This window comes from Ruminococcus sp. RTP21484sp1_RTP21281st1_A8_RTP21281_210402 (genome assembly GCF_040914025.1).
In the GTDB taxonomy this organism is placed as follows: Bacteria; Bacillota; Clostridia; order Lachnospirales; family Lachnospiraceae; genus Blautia_A; species Blautia_A faecis.
Window position 1 is genome coordinate 41,511 of record NZ_JBCPGE010000013.1, and the last position, 19,153, is coordinate 60,663.

Genomic DNA, 19,153 nt, shown 5'->3' on the forward strand with positions numbered 1-19,153 from the left:
CCCCCTTATTATTTCTTCTTCCTGCTTGCCAGAACCATTTTACGCATGGACTTAATGCTCTGGGTCAGCGGACGTTTGGCCGGACAGATGTAACTGCAGCAGCCGCATTCACAGCATTCCATTCCATCAAACTTCTGGAAGCTCTCCATATCGCCGCGCTGTGCAAAGGTCGCAAGTCTTGCCGGAATCACATGTCCGGGACAGACACTTACACAGCGTCCGCAGTTAATGCAGGCTGTCTCTTCCTCTTTCGCATCTGATACCGGGTCACTCTGCATACACAGAAGGGAAGAAGAGGTCTTCACACATGGTACATGAAGATCATACATAGCAAATCCCATCATAGGACCGCCGGAAATCACCTTACCGGCATGCTCCTTCAGGCCACCGGCTACGTCGATCAGTTCGGCCATATCCGTTCCTGTACAGACTTCAAAATGTGCCGGACGGTTGATGCCCTTACCAGTTACTGTGAAAATCCGCTTCATGATCGGTCTTCCAAGTGCCACTGCGTCATAAATACTGCATATTGTTTCAACATTATCTACAATACATCCGGCATCTGCTGGAAGCATGGATGAGTTGATTTCTCTTCCTGTCACTGCATAGATCAGGGTACGCTCACCACCCTGGGGATATTTGGTCATCAGTTCTTTTACTTCGATATTCGGGACTCCGGCAGCCAGTTCTTTCATTCTGGCAATACAATCCGGCTTATTGTCCTCAATGCAGATACAACCCTTTGCATTTGGAAAAAGTCCGACTACGATTTTCAGTCCTTCCACAACCTTCTCCGGCTGATCCATCATGCGCCTGTAATCACTTGTAAGATAGGGCTCACATTCTGCACCATTCACCAATATGTATTCAATCTTGTCAGGCTCCTTGGGGGAAAGCTTCACATGTGTGGGGAAGCCTGCACCACCAAGACCTACTACACCGCCATCGCGAATCCTTCCGATAATCTCCTCACGGGTAAGCGAAGCCGGATCTGCCGGGTGGAATTCCACCTCTTCATACAGTCCGTCATTCTCCACTATAATGGAATCTACCATACTTCCGGTAGCTGTCAGACGTTTCTCGATGCCTTTCACCGTACCGGATACAGAAGCATGAACAGGGGCAGATACAAATCCGCCTGCTTCTGCGATCATCTGGCCTGCAAGCACGTGGTCCCCCTTTGCAACCACAGGCTTCGCCGGAGCACCAATGTGCTGGGACAATGGATACGCCAGATCTGCCTTAGGGAGATATTTCTCCACCGGGCAGTCCTTTGACATTTCTTTCCCCTCGAAGGGGTGTACGCCTCCTTTAAAAGTTAATCGCACTAATATTCACCGCCTTTATATTATTGATCACTGACTCTTTTGTCTGCAGCAACCTGATTTATTGTCTGTTTGATTTATATTATTAATATCACTTTTGTCTGAGTATTTATTCAGCGTCTTTATTTTTCCTGCCAAATCCATATTTCTTATGGAGCTTATATCCACGGTTCAGATTTGGATATGCCTTTACAAAACGCTGCATGTTGTGGCTGACCTTTCCAGCCATAGCCTCTTTACGCTTCTGAAGCTCTTCAGAGATATCTGACATCATAGCAGTTCTCTTCTCTTCCAGTTCCTTGATCAGTGCAACATCATCAAGGCGTCCCAGCTTATTCTCCAGCTGTTTCTTGATTCTATCTCTGGAAAGTCCGCTGCTCTCCTCCAGATTCTCCATCTTCTCACGCGCCTGTACAAGCAGTTCTGCACGCATCTGATCCAGTGCCTGCTCCCATGCAGGAATACGCTCGTGCAAATGGAAAGCGGCAGCTGCAGAAAAAGCAAAATCCACAATGTAAACGACTGTAATTACACAGACAGCCACCTCTCCAGTTCTTCTGGTATACAATTCTGTAAATTCCTGAACTACCGGATGAAGCACTCTGAAAAGCCCAACGGTAAACACCCCCCATCCAAGGGAACAGCCCAGACAGATACGTCCCTGGAAATTAAACTTGTTATCACTGTAATCCCACCAGGATGTGTGGAAAATATTCTCCATCAACACTGCTGTCACATATTCCAGTACAGTGGCGACTACAACTCCACCCACAAATAAAAGAAGCAGATTATCACTGATGGGAAGAAGAATCAAGTATACAGCAAGAGCTCCACAGCCATATATGGTACACAGGGGACCATTTATAAATCCTCTGTTTATCAATTTGCCCTTTCGCACAGACACGTAGCAGGTTTCCCAAAGCCAGCCAAGAAAACTGTATATGTAAAACCAATTGGCAATGTGATAGAAATCCACTCCATTAATTGCTAAATCCCACATAGGTTTCTCCTTTTCTTTATATATTCTGACTATTCTATACATTCTACTATACCGCATTTTATGAAAAAATTCACTACCTAAAAATAAAAAAATTGTGTATAATTAAATACAATCCATGAAAGGAGTATAAACATGCTGATTGTTAAAAAAATGCCGATTTTACAAGGTTTTCCGGACTTTGAGACTGTTAAAAATTTATCTGGAAATGCTGCTGAGGATGTCAATTTTTCACCATTATTTTATGATATTGAAACCACTGGATTGGGACGAAATTCATCTTTTTTATATTTAATTGGTGCAGTTTGCTATGAATCTGGTTCCTGGCAGCTATATCAGTGGCTTGCACCCGATTTCCGGGAAGAAAAAGCATTATTGGAGTTTTTTTCAGAATTTATAAAAAATTTCAGCTGTACCATCCAATACAATGGAGATTCTTTTGATCAGCCTTACCTTCAGGCTCGTTATAAATTCTATGAGCTACCAGATCCTTTTGAGGGGATTTCTTCTTTTGACCTGTATAAAGTGCTTCGCCCTCTGAAGGGATTTTTAAAGCTCCCAGGGTTAAAGCAGGAACAGATGGAAGCCTTTCTAGGAGAACAGAAGCGCATTTACTGTAATGGCGGGGAATGCATTAAAATCTATAAAAAATATATGGCACACCAGGAGCAGACAGACCTGGATACGGTTATGGGACACAATATGGAAGATCTTCTCGGACTTGGAGATGTGTTTAAGATGATGGGGTATCTTGCGCTCAGGGATGGTGCATTTACTGTTCGCGGAACTGATTTTGACGGGGACAATCTGATTTTGCAGATAAACCCCCATTACAGCCTGCCCGCTTCCTTTTCTAACGGCACAGAAGAATTCTATATTACAGGTCAGGACAACCTGGTAAGCCTCCTTGTAAAGCCTTTAAATGGCCGTATCCGCCAATATTACAGTGATTACAAAAGTTATGATTATCTGCCCGGAGAGGACATGGCAGTCCCTAAATCTATTAGCAAATTTATGGAAAAAGGACTGAAAAAATCTGCTACAAGAGAGACCTGTTATACCTGGTTTCCATGCACAGAGGAATTTCTGGAAAATGAAGAAAAGCAAAAGCAATATTTAATACATACCCTGGAATATTTATTTTGGAAATTAAAATAAACTTTCAACCTATATTTCAAAATTCCCAAAACCTTTTTCAAACATACTCTAACTTCCAAAGCATATAAAATCTCACGTAAAAAAGACATCATCCCCAGAGCGTATCTGAAAAATCATTCCCGCAATCTGAACACCCCACTTGCGGGAGATTCACCCGAATTCGGTTGTCGTAGCTCGCTACGGCGCCTTCATCCGGACAAAATCTCCCGCAAATTGTGACGCACATCTTGCAGAAAGCCTTTTCCAGACACGCTCTAACAGACAATGTCTTTTTATCAACATCATATTCATGATATCAAAACTAACCGCCATTCACAAATCCTGTGAATGGCGGTTAGTTACATGGGATAAGAGAAATGCACAACACTTCCCTCTTGGTTAAATTATTCCTCTACAGACTCTTCCTCAGCCGGAGCCTCAAGAGCTTTCATGCTAAGGCTGATCTTCTTGTCTTCGCCATTGAAATCAACAACTTTAGCCTGGATTTCCTGTCCGATTGTAAGCACATCAGATGGTTTTGCAACGTGCTCTCTGGAAATCTGAGATACATGAAGAAGTGCATCTACGCCAGGTGCAAGCTCAACAAATGCACCGAAGTCTGTCATACGTGCAACTTTACCAGTTACTACGTTTCCAACAGCGAAATCCTCAGCAGCTGTAAGCCATGGATTCTCCTCTGGGAATTTCATTGTAAGAGCAATCTTCTCGCCCTTGATATCTTTGATCATAACCTTTACAGTCTCACCAACTGTGAAGACTTTCTTCGGGTTCTCTACTCTGCCCCAGGACATCTCAGAGATGTGAAGCAGTCCGTCAGCGCCGCCCAGATCGATGAATGCACCAAAATCTGTGACGTTCTTAACAACACCCTCTACTGTATCGCCAACATGGATACGCTCCATAAGCTCCTGCTGTTTCTTAGCTTTCTCAGCAACAAGAAGCTGTTTGCGGTTACCAATGATGCGGCGTCTTCTTGGATTGAACTCTGTGATAACGAACTCAATCTCCTGATCAGCATATTTGCTGAGATCTTTCTCATATGTGTCGGAAACAAGGCTTGCAGGAATGAATACACGTGTCTCCTCAACGTTAACACATAATCCACCGTCAAGTACCTGAGTTACAGGAGCCTTTAATACTTCCTGGTTCTCGAATGCTTCCTCAAGGCGTTTATTGCCTTTCTCTGCAGCAAGTCTCTTGTAGGTTAAGATAACCTGGCCTTCGCCATCGTTTACCTTAAGCACTTTGGCTTCCATGGAGTCACCTACATGTACAGCGTCTGTGAGTACTACGGAAGGATCATTGCTATATTCACTCTTGGTGATAATACCATCAGCTTTATAGCCAATATTCAGGATAATTTCATCTTCTTTCACATCGATGACCTTTCCCTGTACGATTTCTCCATTTCTGATTGTTTTTACGGAATCTTCCAGCATCTGTTCAAAACTTAATTCTGACATGTTCTTGAACCTCCTCAATAATTTTCTTTGGGGTTGAAGCCCCTGCTGTAATACCTACATAACTACTGCATTGGAACATATCTGAATCCAAGTCTACAGGTGTTTGTATATAGTAAGTATTTTCACATTCCTTTTTACATATTTCAAACAGCTTTTGAGTATTGGAACTATGTCGGCCTCCTACGACTAACATAGTGTCTACCTCTCCGGCTATGCTCTTTGCTTCTCTCTGCCGTTCTTCGGTAGCATTACAAATAGTGTTTAAAATATTAAGAATATTTAAAACAGTATTATCATACCTCTTTTTGCGGAGAATTTCAACTAAATCTTTAAATTTATTATAATTAAATGTGGTCTGCGACACAATGCACACATTTTTGCCTTCCGGAGGCACGAAATCCAGTGCGTCCTGTTTGGTGCGGATCACAGTATATGGTCCTATACACCAGCCGCAGATTCCCACAACCTCAGGATGATCCGGATCTCCAATGATCACAATATGGGAACCGGCTTTGCTCTCCTTTTCCACAATCCGGTGGATCTTCAGGACAAAAGGACAGGTCACGTCCACATAGGAAAGGCCGCACTCTTCCAGCTGATCGTAGACTTTTTTTCCAACACCGTGTGAGCGGATCACTACGGTGCTGCCCTCTGGAAGAGTTTTCAGTTCTTCTTCTGAAGCAACACGGACACCTTTCTTTTCCAGATCATTTACCACTTCTTCATTGTGGATGATGGGGCCCAGGGTAAAAAGCCTGTCCGGACAGCTGTCGATCAGTTCATATACCTTATCTACTGCACGCTGCACGCCAAAGCAAAAGCCTGCTGTTTTTGCAACTTTTACTTCCATGGTTTATTCCACCTTATCTTTGTAAATTCCAAGGATCGCAGCTACCACTTCATCAATGTTCATAAGAGAAGAATCCACAAGCACTGCATCCTCAGCCTGGCGAAGAGGAGAAATTTCTCTTGTCATATCCTGATGATCCCGGTTTTCAATGTCTTTCTTGATTTCTTCAAGATCAGCACTCTCGCCCTTGGCAAGATATTCATCATAACGCCTCTTAGCTCTGGTCTCCACGCTGGCAGTAAGATAAATCTTCACCTGTGCGTCCGGAAGAACTACAGTTCCAATATCCCTGCCATCCATTACAACATCGTTCTTTGCTGCCAGATTTCTCTGAAGATTGAGAAGATGTGCCCTTACCGCCGGGTTTGCAGATGTTTTGGATGCCATGTTTCCAACCTCTTCCGTACGGATATATTGATTTACATTCTCACCGTTAAGAATTACAACCTGCTCTCCATTTTCATATCGAATGGAAACCTCAGCGCTCTGACAGTTATCTGCAACTGCTTCCGCATCTGTTCCGTCAATTTCATTTCTCAGCAGATAAAGTGCTACGGCGCGGTACATAGCGCCTGTATCTACATAGATAAAAGACAGCTCCTTTGCCACTCTCTTTGCAATTGTGCTTTTGCCTGCTCCTGCCGGCCCGTCAATGGCAATGTTACATCCCATTTTCTCTGTTACCTCCTCTTAAATCGCAGTTTTTTCACTTCTTACATTTATAACAGATTTTCATCCATTTTTCAATGCCATGGCTGCCAGATACGCAGTTGACCAGGCAATCTGAAGATTATAGCCACCGGTTACCGCATCCAGGTCAAGCACTTCTCCAATAAAATAGAGATTTTTTACCTTTCGGGATTCCATAGTTCCCGGCTGAATGTCCTTCACAGAAACACCGCCTCTTGTAATAACTGCTTCTTTATATTCTCCCATTCCATTGATGGTAAATGGGAAAGCTTTCACCAGTTCTTCAAAGTGAATTCTTTCTTCCCTGGAAATATCGTGTATCTTTTTTTCCGGAGAAATACCACCCAGTTCCAGCATGACAGGTGTAAGGGATGATGGAAAAAGTACGCCGATCACATTCTTAAACTGTTTATTCTGTCCTGCCTCAAATTCCCGCAGAATCCTGGCATCCAGCTGTTCCATGGTAAGGGCAGGCTTCAGATCCAGATAAGCATTCAGTTCTCCGGATTTCTGCAGTTGTTTGCCAATATGTGCGCTTGCAGATAAAATCATGGGGCCTGTCACGCCAAAGTGGGTGAACATCATCTCACCAAAATCCCGGAAGAGCACCTTTTTGCCTGACTTAATCGTAAGTTCGGTGTTTTTTAAGGAAAGTCCCTGAAGTCTTGGGATATAATCCTCTTTTGTCTTAAGAGGAACCAGTGACGGAGAAAGCTCCTTTACTTTATGGCCGGTTTCCTCTGCAAAGCGATAGCCATCACCTGTAGAGCCTGTTGACTGATAGGAAAGCCCTCCAGTGGCAACCAGAACATGATCGCCCTCCATAAAACTTCCATCTGCCAGTTCTACACCTGTTACCCGGCTGTGATGTGCCTTTTTCTCATCCACGTCCGGTTCCTCATAGGGACTGACCTTCACCGTTTTCACCTCTGTGCGAAGATGGATATGGGCACCAGCTTTCTTAAGTTCCCGTTCCAGACCGCGGATAATATCTGAAGAATGGTCAGACACAGGGAAAACCCGGTTGCCTCTCTCTGTCTTCAGTGGAACTCCCGCTTCTTCAAAGAATTCCATTACATCCTGGGGCGTGAAAGAATAGAAAGCACTGTACAGGAATTTCGGGTTAGACATAACTGCCCGGAACAGTTCTTCCGTGTCACAGTTATTTGTAACATTGCATCTGCCTTTTCCTGTAATATACACTTTCTTTCCAAGTTTCTCATTTTTCTCCAGAATGTGGACCTCATGTCCTGCCCTTGCCAGATAAACACCGGCCATCATTCCAGCAGCTCCGCCGCCTACGATCAATATTTTACTCATTTAGATACCTTTCATAAATCTGTTCGAAAACCTTTTTCTGCGGAATTCCCAGGTTGTGACCAGCCGCCCCTGGCGATATTTGCCCACTGTAGAATATTTTTTTCATACCGGATTCAAACAGTTTTGTGTATATTTTTTAAAAAGACACGTGCAAAAACCTTCTCTGCACGTGTCTTTCGTCGTAATTTCTATAGGATCAGCATATAACCTGTCCCATAGAAATCCTTATTCCTCACTGATTAAACCGGATATGCTCCGTTTTTGGTATCAGCAACAGTCTCATCCACCTTTTTCTCCTGAGCCTGACGATACTTGAAGAAGTCAGTAGCAACCTGTGGGAACAGTGCATAGGACAGAACGTCCTCATCCTGCTCTTTATACTGTGCCATCTCGCCTTCAAGTTTGCCCAGCTCATTCTCAAGAAGATCTGCCGGACGGCATGTGATCGGCTGTGTGTCACCGATACATTTCTTCTGAACTTCTGGATTGAATGGTTTTGCTGTAGCACCATATTTTCCGCTGAGAACATCTTTTGTCTCTTTGGTAACCATCTTGTATCTCTCGCCCATGAGAACGTTAAATACAGCCTGTGTACCAACGATCTGGGAAGACGGAGTAACAAGCGGCGGCTCACCAAGGTCTTTACGCACACGCGGAACTTCCTCAAGAACATCATAGAACTTGTCTTCTGCATGCTGCTCTTTCAGCTGGGAAGTAAGATTGGATAACATACCACCCGGTACCTGATACAGAAGAGTCTTGATGTTTACGCCAAGGTTCTTCGGATTCAGAAGGCCGCTCTCAAGAGCCTCGTCACGCATTGGACGGAAGTAGTCTGCGATCTCAGCAAGAAGCTGCTGATCAAATCCGGTATCATATGGAGTGCCTTTGAAGGTCTCAACCATAACCTCAGTTGCAGGCTGGGAAGTACCCAGTGCAAATGGAGACATTGCAGTATCGATGATATCAACACCAGCTTCAACAGCTTTTAAGTAAGTCATGGAAGCTACACCAGAGGTGTAATGTGTATGAAGATCGATCGGGATCTTAACAGTCTCTTTCAGGGCTGTAACAAGCTCAGTTGCCTTATATGGAAGAAGAAGACCGGCCATATCTTTGATACAGATAGAGTCTGCACCCATTTCCTCGATACGTTTCGCAATGCTTGTCCAGTACTCAAGAGTATACGCATCACCAAGTGTATAGGAAAGAGCAACCTGTGCATGGCCATGCTCTTTGTTTGCAGCATGTACAGCAGTCTGAAGGTTGCGAAGGTCGTTCATACAGTCGAAAATACGGATGATATCGATACCATTTGCCAGAGATTTCTGAACAAAATACTCTACAACATCATCAGCGTATGGACGGTATCCAAGAATGTTCTGGCCACGGAAAAGCATCTGCAGCTTTGTGTTCTTGAATCCTGCACGTAATTTACGAAGTCTTTCCCACGGATCCTCATGAAGGAAACGAAGGCTTGCATCGAAAGTAGCACCACCCCAGCACTCAACTGCATGGTAGCCTACTTTATCAAGTTTATCAACGATTGGAAGCATCTGCTCTGTTGTCATACGGGTTGCAATCAGGGACTGATGTGCATCACGCAGAATGGTTTCCACAATTTTAACAGGTTTTTTTTCAATTTCTGCCATAATTGTTCTCCTTATTTATTTAGTTCATCCGGACTTCCCGGTTTCACTATAGAAAGCCGGGAAAAATCCGAATTTCTGGTATCATTATTAGATTCCGTAAATAGCCATAAATGCTCCGGCAGCAACGGCTGTACCGATAACACCGGCAACGTTTGGTCCCATTGCATGCATCAGAAGGAAGTTGGTAGGATCTGCCTCAGCACCAACCTTCTGGGAAACACGGGCTGCCATAGGTACCGCAGATACACCGGCGGAACCAATAAGCGGATTGATCTTGCCGCCTGTAAGCTTGCACATAATCTTTCCGAGCATAACACCGCCGAAAGTACCACATGCAAATGCCACAAGACCTAATACAACGATCTTCAAAGTATCCACATTCAGGAATGCCTCTGCACTTGTGGAAGCACCAACAGATGTACCAAGAAGGATAACTACGATGTACATAAGTGCATTGGAAGCTGTCTCTGTAAGCTGTTTTACAACGCCGCACTCTCTGAACAGGTTACCAAGCATAAGCATACCAACCAGAGGAGCTGTTGTCGGAAGAATCATGCAGACAACGATTGTGATTACGATTGGGAAGAGGATCTTCTCAAGCTTGGATACAGGACGAAGCTGCTCCATCTTGATTTTACGCTCTTTCTCAGTAGTAAACAGTTTCATGATCGGAGGCTGGATGATCGGAACCAGTGACATATAGGAATATGCCGCCACGGCGATCGGTCCCATAAGAGCAGTCTGACCAAGCTTACCAGCAAGGAAAATGGAGGTCGGACCATCTGCACCACCGATGATGGAGATTGCTGCTGCTGCTTTTCCATTGAATCCAAGGAAGATTGCAAGGAAGTAAGCTATATAGATACCGAGCTGCGCTGCAGCACCCATCAGGAAGCTTTTCGGATTCGCGATCAGCGGACCAAAGTCTGTCATGGCACCTACACCCATAAAGATAAGGGAAGGAAGAATACTCCACTCATCAAGGATGTAGAAGTAATGAAGAAGACCACCAACACCGTTGGACATGTCTTCCGGATTTGCCATAATGTCCGGATAAATATTAACAAGGAGCATACCAAATGCAATGGGAACAAGCAGCAGAGGCTCAAATCCCTTTGCAATGGCAAGATATAAGAATACACAAGCAACCACGATCATCAGGTAGTTACCCCATGTCAGATTAAAAAATGCGGTCTGATGGATCAGGTTGGACAAAGTGTCTGCTACGTAAGACATCCTATTACCTCCCGACTTAGTTCATTGTTGCCAGGGTATCTCCATTTTCTACAGAGGCACCTTCTGCAACGTCAATGCTTGCAACGGTTCCGTCCTGAGGAGCTACAACCGGGATCTCCATCTTCATGGATTCCAGGATTACAATGTTGTCACCGGCTTTTACAGCCTGTCCAACGCTTGCTGCGATTTTCAGAACCTTTCCAGGTACGGAAGCTGCAACCTTAACTGCGCCTGCTCCGGCTGCTGCTTTAGGAGCTGCCTTCGGTGCCGGTGCTGCTTTCGGAGCTGCTGCAGGAGCTGCAGCTGCTGGTGCGGAAACGCTTCCTGTCTCTTCAACAGTTACTTCATATGCTGTTCCGTTAACGGTAATTGTATAACTTTTCATTTTAGGATCCTCCTGTATTTATCTCTTTTTACGATTGATTTTGCGGATGGAACGAACAACGAATCCATCTGTAGTGGTTCCCTCAGCTGCTGCAATTGCTGCTGCGATAACCGCGATCAGTTCTGTATCGTCTGCTTCTGCTGCTTCCACTGGTGCTGCCACCGGTGCAGGGGCAGGGGCTGCTGCAGCCTGAGCTTTTTTCTTTGCTTCCGGATTCGGGATGAATCTGAACAGATAGATCAGGAAGCTCAGGAAAATAAGAACGATGAATACGATTGCAATACCCATGATAGTATTCATAACAGCTCTTCTTAAGGTCTCAGCCATGGAGTACTGTACATCAACAGTAAGGGATGTAGGTGCTCCTGTAGAAGCATCGAAAATATAAACGAAATTTGCATCTGCTTTCTCAAAGGAGACCGGTACAGTAACAGTATATCCGTCGTCAGAAGCCTTCACCTCTGTCTCTCCGGTTCTCTCCTTTAAAGCCCCAACTTCATCCTTGGAGCCTGCCCATGCAGTCATTGCACCAACAGTAAACTCATCAGATGACTTGGTATAATTCTCAATATCTTCATCACTGAGAGCAATGATGGTATCGGTAAGTCCCTCAGCAGTAGTGACCAAAGTCTGCTTTACCGAGTCATCTACCTCATCAGCTGCCCATACGGAGGAAGCTCCGGTAAGAGTGAGAACTGCCATCATGAGAAGTACTGTGCAAAGGGAGGATACTTTCTTAAAAATCTGTTTCATATGCTCCACCTCGCTTAGACCGTGCCGTGTTTCTTGGACGGACGTTCTTCCCTTTTTGTGAACAGCATTTCAAATGCACCGATCACATATTTTCTTGTATCAGCCGGGCTGATAATGGTGTCAACATATCCTCTTGCTGCTGCAGAGGAAACAGAGTTCTGAAGTTCTCTGTACTCAGCTGCTTTCTCAGTAAGAGCTGCTGCGTCATCGCCTGCATACATGATCTTGGCTGCAAGGTCAGCATCCATCATACCGATCTCTGCGTTCTCCCATGCGTATACCATGTCTGCACCGATTGCTTTGCTGTTCATAGCTGTGTAAGCGGTTCCAAATGCTTTGCCGATCACAACGTTAACCTTCGGAACAGTAGCGTCTGCAAATGCATGAACCAGTGCTCCGACAGATTTCGCCATCATCTTCTCGCCACATACAGTAGCCTTAAAGCCGTTTACATTTGTAAGAGTAAGTACCGGGATCTCGAAAGCGTCACAGAATTTTACGAACTCTGCTGCTTTTCTTGCACCGCGTGCACTAAGGGTACCATCAGACTCCCATACCTTTTTGCCTTCTGCATCATAGCTCTCGCTTCTGTTTGCAACAGCACCAACGGTAGCGCCGTTCAGTCTGATAAATCCAACAGCAACACTCTTGCCGTAGTCAGCTTTTACCTCGAAGAACTGGCCGTTATCAGCGATTCTGGAAAGTGCAATGGCTGTGTCGCCTGTGCAGTTCTCAATATCCTCGCATACACGGTTCAGGTCGTCTGTGCACTCCATGTAAGAATCAGTGTCTTCGCAGTTAGATGGCAGATATGTTACGAGTTCACGGATTTTTCCAAGGATCTCGTCCTCAGTGCCGATTCCGTCTACAAGACCTGTCTCTTCGCTCTGGAATCTGGCAGAGGATGTGTCACATTTGGAAACGTGATTGCCTTCAAGGGCGTTCGGGGTGTTTACAAACAGTTTGCCTTTCTTCTCTTCAACAAATGTGAAGTCTGTCAGTGCCGGTACAAGTGCCATACCACCACCGCAGGTACCGAAGATACCTGTGATCTGTGGGATCAGTCCGGATGCCAGAGTCTGTTTCATATAAATTTCACCGAATGCTTCCAATGCGTCAGTTGCCTCCTGAAGACGGAGACCTGCACAATCGATCAGGCCGATCACCGGAGCACCGGTCTTCATAGCCATATCATAAAGTCTGGTAATCTTCTTGGCATGCATTTCACCAACGGTTCCGTTCAGTACGGAAACATCCTGGCTGTACACATACACCAGATTTCCATCGATTACACCATATCCGGTAATAACACCGTCTGAAGGTGCTTTTTTCTCAGTCATGTTGAAATCTGTATTTCTGGCTGTTACACTTTGGCCGATCTCAACAAAACTGTTCGCGTCAAGCAAAGAAGTGATTCTTGTGCCCGCTAAACTTTGTGTTGCGTTACTCATTCTTTCTTGCCCTCCATTTTATAATAATTTAAAAGTATAACCAAAAATTCTGCCGATTCTAATTGTACATTTTTTCACACAATTTTTCAATAGTTTTCCGTGTTTTTATGCAAAAAAATCCCTCGATTTTCGGGGGATTTTTTTATATATCATACATATTCCGTCAGGCTTTTTAGTGAAAAAAGTCATGAAACACCTTGTTTGCGCACCATAAATAGGTGATTTTGACAATATTGCGATCTGCTGTCACAAAATAGTTATCCAGGACAAGTTCTCCAAGACAAAAAGTGACCTGACCAATTTTCTGCCCCTTTTTCACAGGTGCTGTCAAATTTTTCTCAATACGCAGATGGCAGGTAATCTTTTCCCCTTCTTTCAGAAGGATCTGTTTCTTTTTGTCAGAATCAGATGCCTGAATCCGGCCATTTATATATACATCTGCGAAACCTGTCCCAGTTTCTGTGAAAATTCTCCCGGAATTTTCCTGATTTTCCTTACCAGATTCTTTCCCGCTGCTTTCGTCAGTCCCATCCTTTACTGGTATAGCCGGAATCTCCGGCTCCTGCCAATAGGTTTCCTTGTGAAAATTTGCTTTGCCATATTCCAGCAGTTTCATGGCATCTTTCCATTTATATGTCTTATTATTCGGCCAGCCGCAGCCAAGAAGGGAAATAATAAATTTTCTTTCCTCATTTTCACAGGCTGCCACATAACAATAACCCGCATTTCCTGTAAAACCGGTTTTTCCTGAAATGGCATCCGGAGTCATATCAAGAAATGCATTTGCATTATGGACGGAAAACTGACGTTTTCCTGTAATATCAGAAAAAGAATAATCCCTGGTCTGTGTGATATGAAGAAATGCTTTATTTTTCACAGCATAGCTCATGATCAAAGCCAGATCTCTTGCGGTAGTCTGATGAATGCCTCCTGCATCTGCACTGTCAAGACCGTTCGGCGTAACAAAATGAGTGTTCGTGCAGCCAATCTCCTTTGCTTTTGCATTCATCATTTTTGCAAACCCTTCCACAGAACCGCCAATGTGTTCAGCAATTGCCACAGCCGTATCATTATGGCTTTTCAACATTAAAGAATAAAGAAGATCTTCCAGGTAATACTGCTCCCCTTCCTTTAAATTCAGCTTTACTTCTGGTTGAGAGGCCGCATTTTCTGACACCATTACATAATCATCACCGGAGCCCTTTTCCAGTGCAAGGATACAGGTCATTACCTTTGTGGTACTGGCATTTGGGCGAGCTGTATAGCCCTCTTTTTCGTACAGTACCCGGCCAGAATCCCCATCCATAAGAACGGCGGATAAGGCATAGAGATTTCCAGGTCCGTCTGTTTCTTTCATATCAACAGCTGCCGGTATCATCTGCACAATGGAGCTGACAGCCTTTTTTTCATCTGTGCCAGTGCTTCCTGACACCTGGGCAGCAGTGCATAAAACAAGTACAAAAGTCAGTGTAAAACAAAAGAATCTGTATCTGCTTTTCATAGTCCACCCCACATTCCGTTTATAGTATTTTACGCGGACCTGTCCCAAACTATGCAAAGCTCACTCTACAAGTTTTGCCTGATAAAAAGAACAGGTATCTTACAGAAATACCTGTTCCTGAAATTGGTTCAATTTTCAGTTTGTATATCACAGCTAACCATTGTAAGTCAGATTCCATCGCTCAGACAACAGCATGTCCTCCTGGGAAAGCTGATACAGCTCCAGCAATTCTGCCGGTGCCTCTTTCACCTCTTTTTCAAACAATGTATTCAGCTGTTCCACAGGTTCCCTGCTGCCACCTGCCGGCTGAGCCATCATATAGTGATCGATCAAAGCAGACTGTGCTCTTCTTCCTCCAAGGCTGGAAAGCTTCGCCAGACGCGCCCGTCTCGTCCCGCCATCGTCACATACCAGCAGATTTGTCATAAATTTCATCAGTTTAAGGCTCAGAAGAATATCTCCTGTTTTTACAAGAGGAAAAACCTTGTGGATTTCCTCCGCATTTTTGCGTTTTGCTTTGATACAATCAGAAGGATAAAAGGCATATGGATTTTTCCCATTTTCTCCCATAAGGAAGCGGTCAAATTCAATTTCCAGAAGGCTGTGGGAAATTCTGCCCTTATCATTCATTTCATTGACAAAAGGATGACAGGAAGAGTCCAGAAGATAATGACAGCCAAAGCCAAGAAGATAGGCAAGAAGCGCCTCATCACCAGTCTCTCTGACCTGCGCCATTCCCTGGGCGAAAAATGCCCGGGCTTTTTCTTTGTGCATACGGTATCCTACACTGCTTACGTGATTCTTAAAAATAAAATAATAGAAGAAAATATCCGGTCCGTGAAGACCGATCCGATACAGTTCACCGTTTTTCCGAATAATTTCTTTCACTTGATCGGGCAATTGCCTGTATACTTTCTGACCAAACAAATCATGTGCATATGTTGTGGGCATTTTTTCTCTCCTGTCTTATCGCCTGCAGTTTATCTGCGGCTTACTTGTCCTGTTTCATTGTCTGCAGTTTATCCGCAGCTTACTTGTCCTGTCATATCGTCTGCAGTTTATCCGTAGCTTACTTGTCCTGTCTTATATATCCAGCTTCAGCTGTACTTCCTCTTCTGCCTCAGCCTTAAAATCCGCCATTTTTACCGGATCCACAGCCGGCAGCTCTTCCAGACCCTGCACACCAAATGTGCGAAGAAATTCTTCTGTAGTGCCGAAAAGGATCGGCCGTCCAGGTGCATCAAGACGTCCAAGCTCCTTTACCAGATTATACTCAACCAGCTTATTTACTGCATGATCGCTTTTTACTCCCCGGATCTTTTCAATCTCAGCTTTTGTCACAGGCTGCTTATAGGCTATAATAGACAGCGTTTCCAGCATAACATCTGTAAGGGCAGGTTTCTTAGGCTGCATGGCAATCCGGATCAGACAGCCATAGTAATCCCGTTTGGTGCACAGCTGATAAGAGCCCTCCAGCTCAATGATCTGGATTCCCCTTCCCTCATCCTTATATTTATCCATCAGATTATGGAGTAGTTTTTCTGTAGTTGGCTTATCCTGCTGGATTGCTTTCGCAATCTGACCTAGTTCCACAGATTCACCCATCGCAAACAGGACTGCCTCAACGGCACCTTCTAATCGTTTAATTTCCATACACTATCCTTCTTCCTCTGCAAATTCTGTCAGATTCTTCCAGGTTTCCGGCTCTGTCACAACATTGATCTGAATGTCATCAAAAATCTCTTCCTGAACCACATGAATGTGTCCCATTTTTATCAGTTCCAGCACGGAAAGGAAGGTAACGATTACCTGTACTTTGGAGCACTGCTTTTTCAGCAGGTCCCGAAAACTGAATTTCCTGTGAGTCTTTGCAAATTCTTTCATCTCCAGCATTTTATCAGAAAGACTGACTTCTTCCTTCTCAATTTTTCCAAACTGACTTCGGATAGGATCTCGTCTGTCGTCCTGCCGCCTGATGATCGACTGGTAAATGGCGTTTAATTTCTCAAGAGTAAGACCAGCCAGAAGTTCTGAGGGATCCACTGGCTCCCGATACTGAAGCACCTCCCTTGGCACATCCGGCTCACGGAAATAAACGCCGCTGGCATCGTCCATTTTGTCCTTCAGCTCATAAGACATATATTTATACATCTTATATTCCAGAAGTTTCTGAACCAGTTCCGCTCTGGGGTCCTCCTCTTCTCCTTCTTCATTGATTTCTTTTGGAAGAAGCATCCGGCACTTGATATCCAGAAGTGTGGCTGCCATGACCATAAACTCACTCATAACTCCAAGATCTTCTTTTTCCATAGCGTGAATGTATTCCATATACTGATCCGTAATCTCCACAATCGGTATATCATAAATATCAATTTTATTTTTATCAATAAGGTGAAGGAGCAGATCAAGCGGTCCTTCAAAAACATTCAGTTTTACGGGAATTGCCATGCGCTTTCCTCTCTCCCTTACGGTTTCATTTCTATAAAAATCAGCTCTCTTGGATTATGGATCCGAAGAGGCACTGTGTGTTCCCCAAGGCCTGCACTTACGATCATACATTTGCCATTTTTGTAAAAATCGCCGCAACAGTATTTTGGAAAAGGTATAAACTGGGAACTGATGGCTCCCACATGTCTGGAAAAACGGAGCACACCGCCATGGTAATGTCCAGACAGAATCAGGTCTGCCCCCCAGTGGAAATAGGTTCTGCCATATTTTGGGTTATGGGCAAGAAGAATATTTATGGCTTCCGGATCTGGCTTTCCCATAAGCTCTTCCATTTTTTCAGAAGTTAGCTTCGGGGAAAAAGGCTTGTGATAGTATTCCAGTGGAAGTTCCAGTCCATTTACCACAAAGGAATTGCCAGCCAGAACAACTTTGCTCTTCTCATTTGCCAGAAAACAGATTCCTTTTTGTTTCAACTCTGCCTGATATTTCAGGTACTCATTCCGATAAAGGTGCCCTTTGGCTTTCATTTTGGTTTCGTGGTTTCCCATGGCGTAAAAGATGGGGAAGTTCTTCGCCAGTGTACAAAGCAGTTTTCTGGCAGTTTCCAGGGTGGAAGGATCCATCCGGACCACCATGTCTCCGGCAAGAAGAATGGCATCGGGGTCATTTTCCTGGATTTTTTTCAGCAAAGCACTGTTCTCTTCGCCGAAAATGCTTCCGTGAAGGTCTGCAAGAACAGCAAAGCGCACGCTTTTTTTTATTTTCGGGTTATGGACTTCATAGGTTACAGTTCGAAATTTTTCCATAAATCTCCTTAAATACTTTGTAATTTCCAGAGCGTGTTTGAAAAAGGCCTTCTGCAATCTGCACGCCCCAGGCCCTGCTTACTTTCCAAATCCACAATTGGGGAAGGTACAGACTTTGCAGCTCAGGCAGAGACCGCCTTCTCCGTATGCAGCAACTTCTTCCGGGAAAATTTCATCGTCTGCCATGATTCTTGGCAGAACCAGGTCAAATACAGTACGCTTCGCATACATGACACATCCAGGAAGCCCAAGGATTGGGATGCATTTGCCCTCTTTCTCATAGTAAGCGATGAGAAGCATGGCTCCTGGCAGTACCGGTGCACCGTAAGTAACAACTCTGGCTCCTGTATCACGGATTCCTCCAGGTGTACGGTCATCTGGATCCACACTCATACCGCCGCTGCAGACTACCATGTCTGCACCCTGGTTAATAAATTCCATAATGTCGTCTGTGATCTGTGCCTTGTCATCTCCTGGAGTCGTCTGACCGATCACCTCAGTGGGGTACTCAGAAAGCTTTTCTTTTAATACAGGGGTAAAAGTATCCTGAATCAGACCTTTTTTTACCTCGCTTCCAGTTGTAACGATTCCAACCTTTTTAAAATGATAGGGAAGAATGGAAAAAATCGGTTCCGGGCCAGCGGCTTCCACAGCTCTGTCCATTTTTTCTTTTTCGATTACAAGAGGGATGATCCTGGTGCCAGCCAGTTTATCTCCTTTTTTTACCGGGAAGTCCCCATGGCGGGAAGCAATCATCATCTCCCCCAGAGAATTCACTGCCAGAAGGGCATCTCTGCGGATTTTCAGAACTCCGTCCTCGTCTGCTACCAGTTCGATCTTGCCTTCTTTCACATCAGTTCCATGCATGGAATCTCCTGCACAGATTTTATACAAAATATCAGCGCCCTCATTTTCATGAAGAATTCCCTCTTTCTTTTCCCACACAAAAAGATGTTCTTTTCCAACAGAAAGGAGCAGCGGAATGTCCTCTTCTTTCACAATATGTCCTTTGGAAAACAGAACGCCTTTCTTCTCATCCTTTATAATCTGTGTAATATCATGGCAGAGGATCTGGCCTGCTGCGTCTTCGGTTCTTATTTCTTTCATTCTGCAATTCA

20 protein-coding genes and 1 pseudogene are annotated in these 19,153 nt (G+C 44.5%); 2 read left to right on the forward strand and 19 right to left on the reverse strand.

The features are described 5' to 3' along the window. Nucleotides 1-8 precede the first annotated feature (8 nt). Nucleotides 9-1,334 (reverse strand): electron transport complex subunit RsxC, encoded by a 1,326-nt coding sequence (gene rsxC, locus AB5170_RS08165; protein ID WP_368361830.1) that lies wholly within the window; start codon nt 1,332-1,334, stop codon nt 9-11. Nucleotides 1,335-1,434: 100 nt separating this feature from the next. Next, nucleotides 1,435-2,325, reverse strand: coding sequence for a hypothetical protein (locus AB5170_RS08170; RefSeq protein ID WP_195589829.1), 891 nt, complete (start codon nt 2,323-2,325; stop codon nt 1,435-1,437). 132 nt (nt 2,326-2,457) lie between these two features. Here AB5170_RS08170 and AB5170_RS08175 point away from each other — a divergent pair, with 132 nt between their 5' ends. Then, entirely contained in the window at nt 2,458-3,480 is a 1,023-nt protein-coding gene (locus tag AB5170_RS08175) for a ribonuclease H-like domain-containing protein (protein ID WP_227200514.1), read from the forward strand. A gap of 72 nt (nt 3,481-3,552) precedes the next feature. Here AB5170_RS08175 and AB5170_RS08180 read toward each other — a convergent pair whose 3' ends face one another. Beyond that, the gene (locus tag AB5170_RS08180) at nt 3,553-3,630 is read right to left on the reverse strand and encodes a DUF6783 domain-containing protein (protein WP_334285302.1); all 78 of its coding nucleotides are present in this window, start codon (nt 3,628-3,630) and stop codon (nt 3,553-3,555) included. Between the two features lie 55 nt (nt 3,631-3,685). Here AB5170_RS08180 and AB5170_RS08185 point away from each other — a divergent pair. Next, nucleotides 3,686-3,862 (forward strand): annotated as a pseudogene (locus tag AB5170_RS08185) (DUF6783 domain-containing protein); the annotation flags it as partial. 1 nt (nt 3,863) lies between these two features. Here AB5170_RS08185 and rpsA read toward each other — a convergent pair. The 16 genes from rpsA to AB5170_RS08265 form a co-directional block, all read right to left on the reverse strand. Beyond that, nucleotides 3,864-4,943, reverse strand: coding sequence for a 30S ribosomal protein S1 (rpsA, locus tag AB5170_RS08190; RefSeq protein WP_118578042.1), 1,080 nt, complete (start codon nt 4,941-4,943; stop codon nt 3,864-3,866). Continuing rightward, nucleotides 4,924-5,793, reverse strand: coding sequence for a 4-hydroxy-3-methylbut-2-enyl diphosphate reductase (gene ispH / locus AB5170_RS08195; protein ID WP_148461991.1), 870 nt, complete (start codon nt 5,791-5,793; stop codon nt 4,924-4,926). Before ispH ends, rpsA begins: the two co-directional genes overlap by 20 nt. A 3-nt stretch (nt 5,794-5,796) precedes the next feature. Beyond that, a complete protein-coding gene (gene cmk, locus AB5170_RS08200) occupies nt 5,797-6,465 on the reverse strand; it encodes a (d)CMP kinase (protein ID WP_368361827.1) in 669 nt (222 codons plus the stop codon). Nucleotides 6,466-6,525: 60 nt separating this feature from the next. Further along, nucleotides 6,526-7,803, reverse strand: coding sequence for an NAD(P)/FAD-dependent oxidoreductase (locus AB5170_RS08205; RefSeq protein ID WP_368361828.1), 1,278 nt, complete (start codon nt 7,801-7,803; stop codon nt 6,526-6,528). A gap of 239 nt (nt 7,804-8,042) precedes the next feature. Next, nucleotides 8,043-9,455 (reverse strand): oxaloacetate decarboxylase subunit alpha, encoded by a 1,413-nt coding sequence (locus AB5170_RS08210; protein ID WP_173715969.1) that lies wholly within the window; start codon nt 9,453-9,455, stop codon nt 8,043-8,045. Between the two features lie 87 nt (nt 9,456-9,542). Then, a complete protein-coding gene (locus tag AB5170_RS08215) occupies nt 9,543-10,691 on the reverse strand; it encodes a sodium ion-translocating decarboxylase subunit beta (protein ID WP_173772330.1) in 1,149 nt (382 codons plus the stop codon). Nucleotides 10,692-10,707: 16 nt separating this feature from the next. Continuing rightward, complete coding sequence (locus AB5170_RS08220; RefSeq protein ID WP_118578036.1) at nt 10,708-11,076, reverse strand: biotin/lipoyl-binding carrier protein; 369 nt, start codon at nt 11,074-11,076, stop codon at nt 10,708-10,710. Between the two features lie 18 nt (nt 11,077-11,094). Continuing rightward, complete coding sequence (locus AB5170_RS08225; protein ID WP_173772331.1) at nt 11,095-11,829, reverse strand: OadG family transporter subunit; 735 nt, start codon at nt 11,827-11,829, stop codon at nt 11,095-11,097. A 14-nt stretch (nt 11,830-11,843) separates the two neighbouring features. Next, the gene (locus AB5170_RS08230; RefSeq protein WP_148461985.1) at nt 11,844-13,280 is read right to left on the reverse strand and encodes an acyl-CoA carboxylase subunit beta; all 1,437 of its coding nucleotides are present in this window, start codon (nt 13,278-13,280) and stop codon (nt 11,844-11,846) included. Nucleotides 13,281-13,452: 172 nt separating this feature from the next. Continuing rightward, nucleotides 13,453-14,781, reverse strand: coding sequence for a D-alanyl-D-alanine carboxypeptidase family protein (locus AB5170_RS08235; protein ID WP_233456020.1), 1,329 nt, complete (start codon nt 14,779-14,781; stop codon nt 13,453-13,455). 153 nt (nt 14,782-14,934) lie between these two features. Then, entirely contained in the window at nt 14,935-15,732 is a 798-nt protein-coding gene (locus AB5170_RS08240; RefSeq protein WP_173772333.1) for a zinc dependent phospholipase C family protein, read from the reverse strand. Nucleotides 15,733-15,864: 132 nt separating this feature from the next. Next, a complete protein-coding gene (gene scpB, locus AB5170_RS08245; protein ID WP_173772335.1) occupies nt 15,865-16,434 on the reverse strand; it encodes an SMC-Scp complex subunit ScpB in 570 nt (189 codons plus the stop codon). Between the two features lie 3 nt (nt 16,435-16,437). Beyond that, nucleotides 16,438-17,229: a ScpA family protein gene (locus AB5170_RS08250; protein WP_118578030.1), complete on the reverse strand. Its 792-nt coding sequence runs from the start codon at nt 17,227-17,229 to the stop codon at nt 16,438-16,440. A gap of 17 nt (nt 17,230-17,246) precedes the next feature. Next, on the reverse strand, nt 17,247-18,035 hold the full coding sequence (locus tag AB5170_RS08255) for a metallophosphoesterase (RefSeq protein WP_118578029.1): 789 nt from the start codon (nt 18,033-18,035) through the stop codon (nt 17,247-17,249). Beyond that, nucleotides 18,007-18,132 carry a DUF6783 domain-containing protein gene (locus AB5170_RS08260; RefSeq protein WP_368356998.1) on the reverse strand — a complete coding sequence of 42 codons (126 nt, stop codon included), beginning with the start codon at nt 18,130-18,132 and terminating at the stop codon, nt 18,007-18,009. Before AB5170_RS08260 ends, AB5170_RS08255 begins: the two co-directional genes overlap by 29 nt. Further along, entirely contained in the window at nt 18,114-19,142 is a 1,029-nt protein-coding gene (locus AB5170_RS08265) for a molybdopterin-binding protein (RefSeq protein WP_173717744.1), read from the reverse strand. The genes AB5170_RS08260 and AB5170_RS08265 overlap by 19 nt, the downstream gene beginning before the upstream one ends. Nucleotides 19,143-19,153: the final 11 nt, after the last annotated feature.

Coding starts and splice junctions, on each gene's coding strand:
- AB5170_RS08170 (WP_195589829.1), bottom strand. CDS start 2,325: ATGTGGGATTTAGCAATTAATGGAGTGGATTTCTATCACATTGCCAAT.
- AB5170_RS08175 (WP_227200514.1), top strand. CDS start 2,458: ATGCTGATTGTTAAAAAAATGCCGATTTTACAAGGTTTTCCGGACTTT.
- rpsA (WP_118578042.1), bottom strand. CDS start 4,943: ATGTCAGAATTAAGTTTTGAACAGATGCTGGAAGATTCCGTAAAAACA.
- ispH (WP_148461991.1), bottom strand. CDS start 5,793: ATGGAAGTAAAAGTTGCAAAAACAGCAGGCTTTTGCTTTGGCGTGCAG.
- cmk (WP_368361827.1), bottom strand. CDS start 6,465: ATGGGATGTAACATTGCCATTGACGGGCCGGCAGGAGCAGGCAAAAGC.
- AB5170_RS08205 (WP_368361828.1), bottom strand. CDS start 7,803: ATGAGTAAAATATTGATCGTAGGCGGCGGAGCTGCTGGAATGATGGCC.
- AB5170_RS08210 (WP_173715969.1), bottom strand. CDS start 9,455: ATGGCAGAAATTGAAAAAAAACCTGTTAAAATTGTGGAAACCATTCTG.
- AB5170_RS08215 (WP_173772330.1), bottom strand. CDS start 10,691: ATGTCTTACGTAGCAGACACTTTGTCCAACCTGATCCATCAGACCGCA.
- AB5170_RS08220 (WP_118578036.1), bottom strand. CDS start 11,076: ATGAAAAGTTATACAATTACCGTTAACGGAACAGCATATGAAGTAACT.
- AB5170_RS08225 (WP_173772331.1), bottom strand. CDS start 11,829: ATGAAACAGATTTTTAAGAAAGTATCCTCCCTTTGCACAGTACTTCTC.
- AB5170_RS08230 (WP_148461985.1), bottom strand. CDS start 13,280: ATGAGTAACGCAACACAAAGTTTAGCGGGCACAAGAATCACTTCTTTG.
- AB5170_RS08235 (WP_233456020.1), bottom strand. CDS start 14,781: ATGAAAAGCAGATACAGATTCTTTTGTTTTACACTGACTTTTGTACTT.
- AB5170_RS08240 (WP_173772333.1), bottom strand. CDS start 15,732: ATGCCCACAACATATGCACATGATTTGTTTGGTCAGAAAGTATACAGG.
- scpB (WP_173772335.1), bottom strand. CDS start 16,434: ATGGAAATTAAACGATTAGAAGGTGCCGTTGAGGCAGTCCTGTTTGCG.
- AB5170_RS08250 (WP_118578030.1), bottom strand. CDS start 17,229: ATGGCAATTCCCGTAAAACTGAATGTTTTTGAAGGACCGCTTGATCTG.
- AB5170_RS08255 (WP_118578029.1), bottom strand. CDS start 18,035: ATGGAAAAATTTCGAACTGTAACCTATGAAGTCCATAACCCGAAAATA.
- AB5170_RS08265 (WP_173717744.1), bottom strand. CDS start 19,142: ATGAAAGAAATAAGAACCGAAGACGCAGCAGGCCAGATCCTCTGCCAT.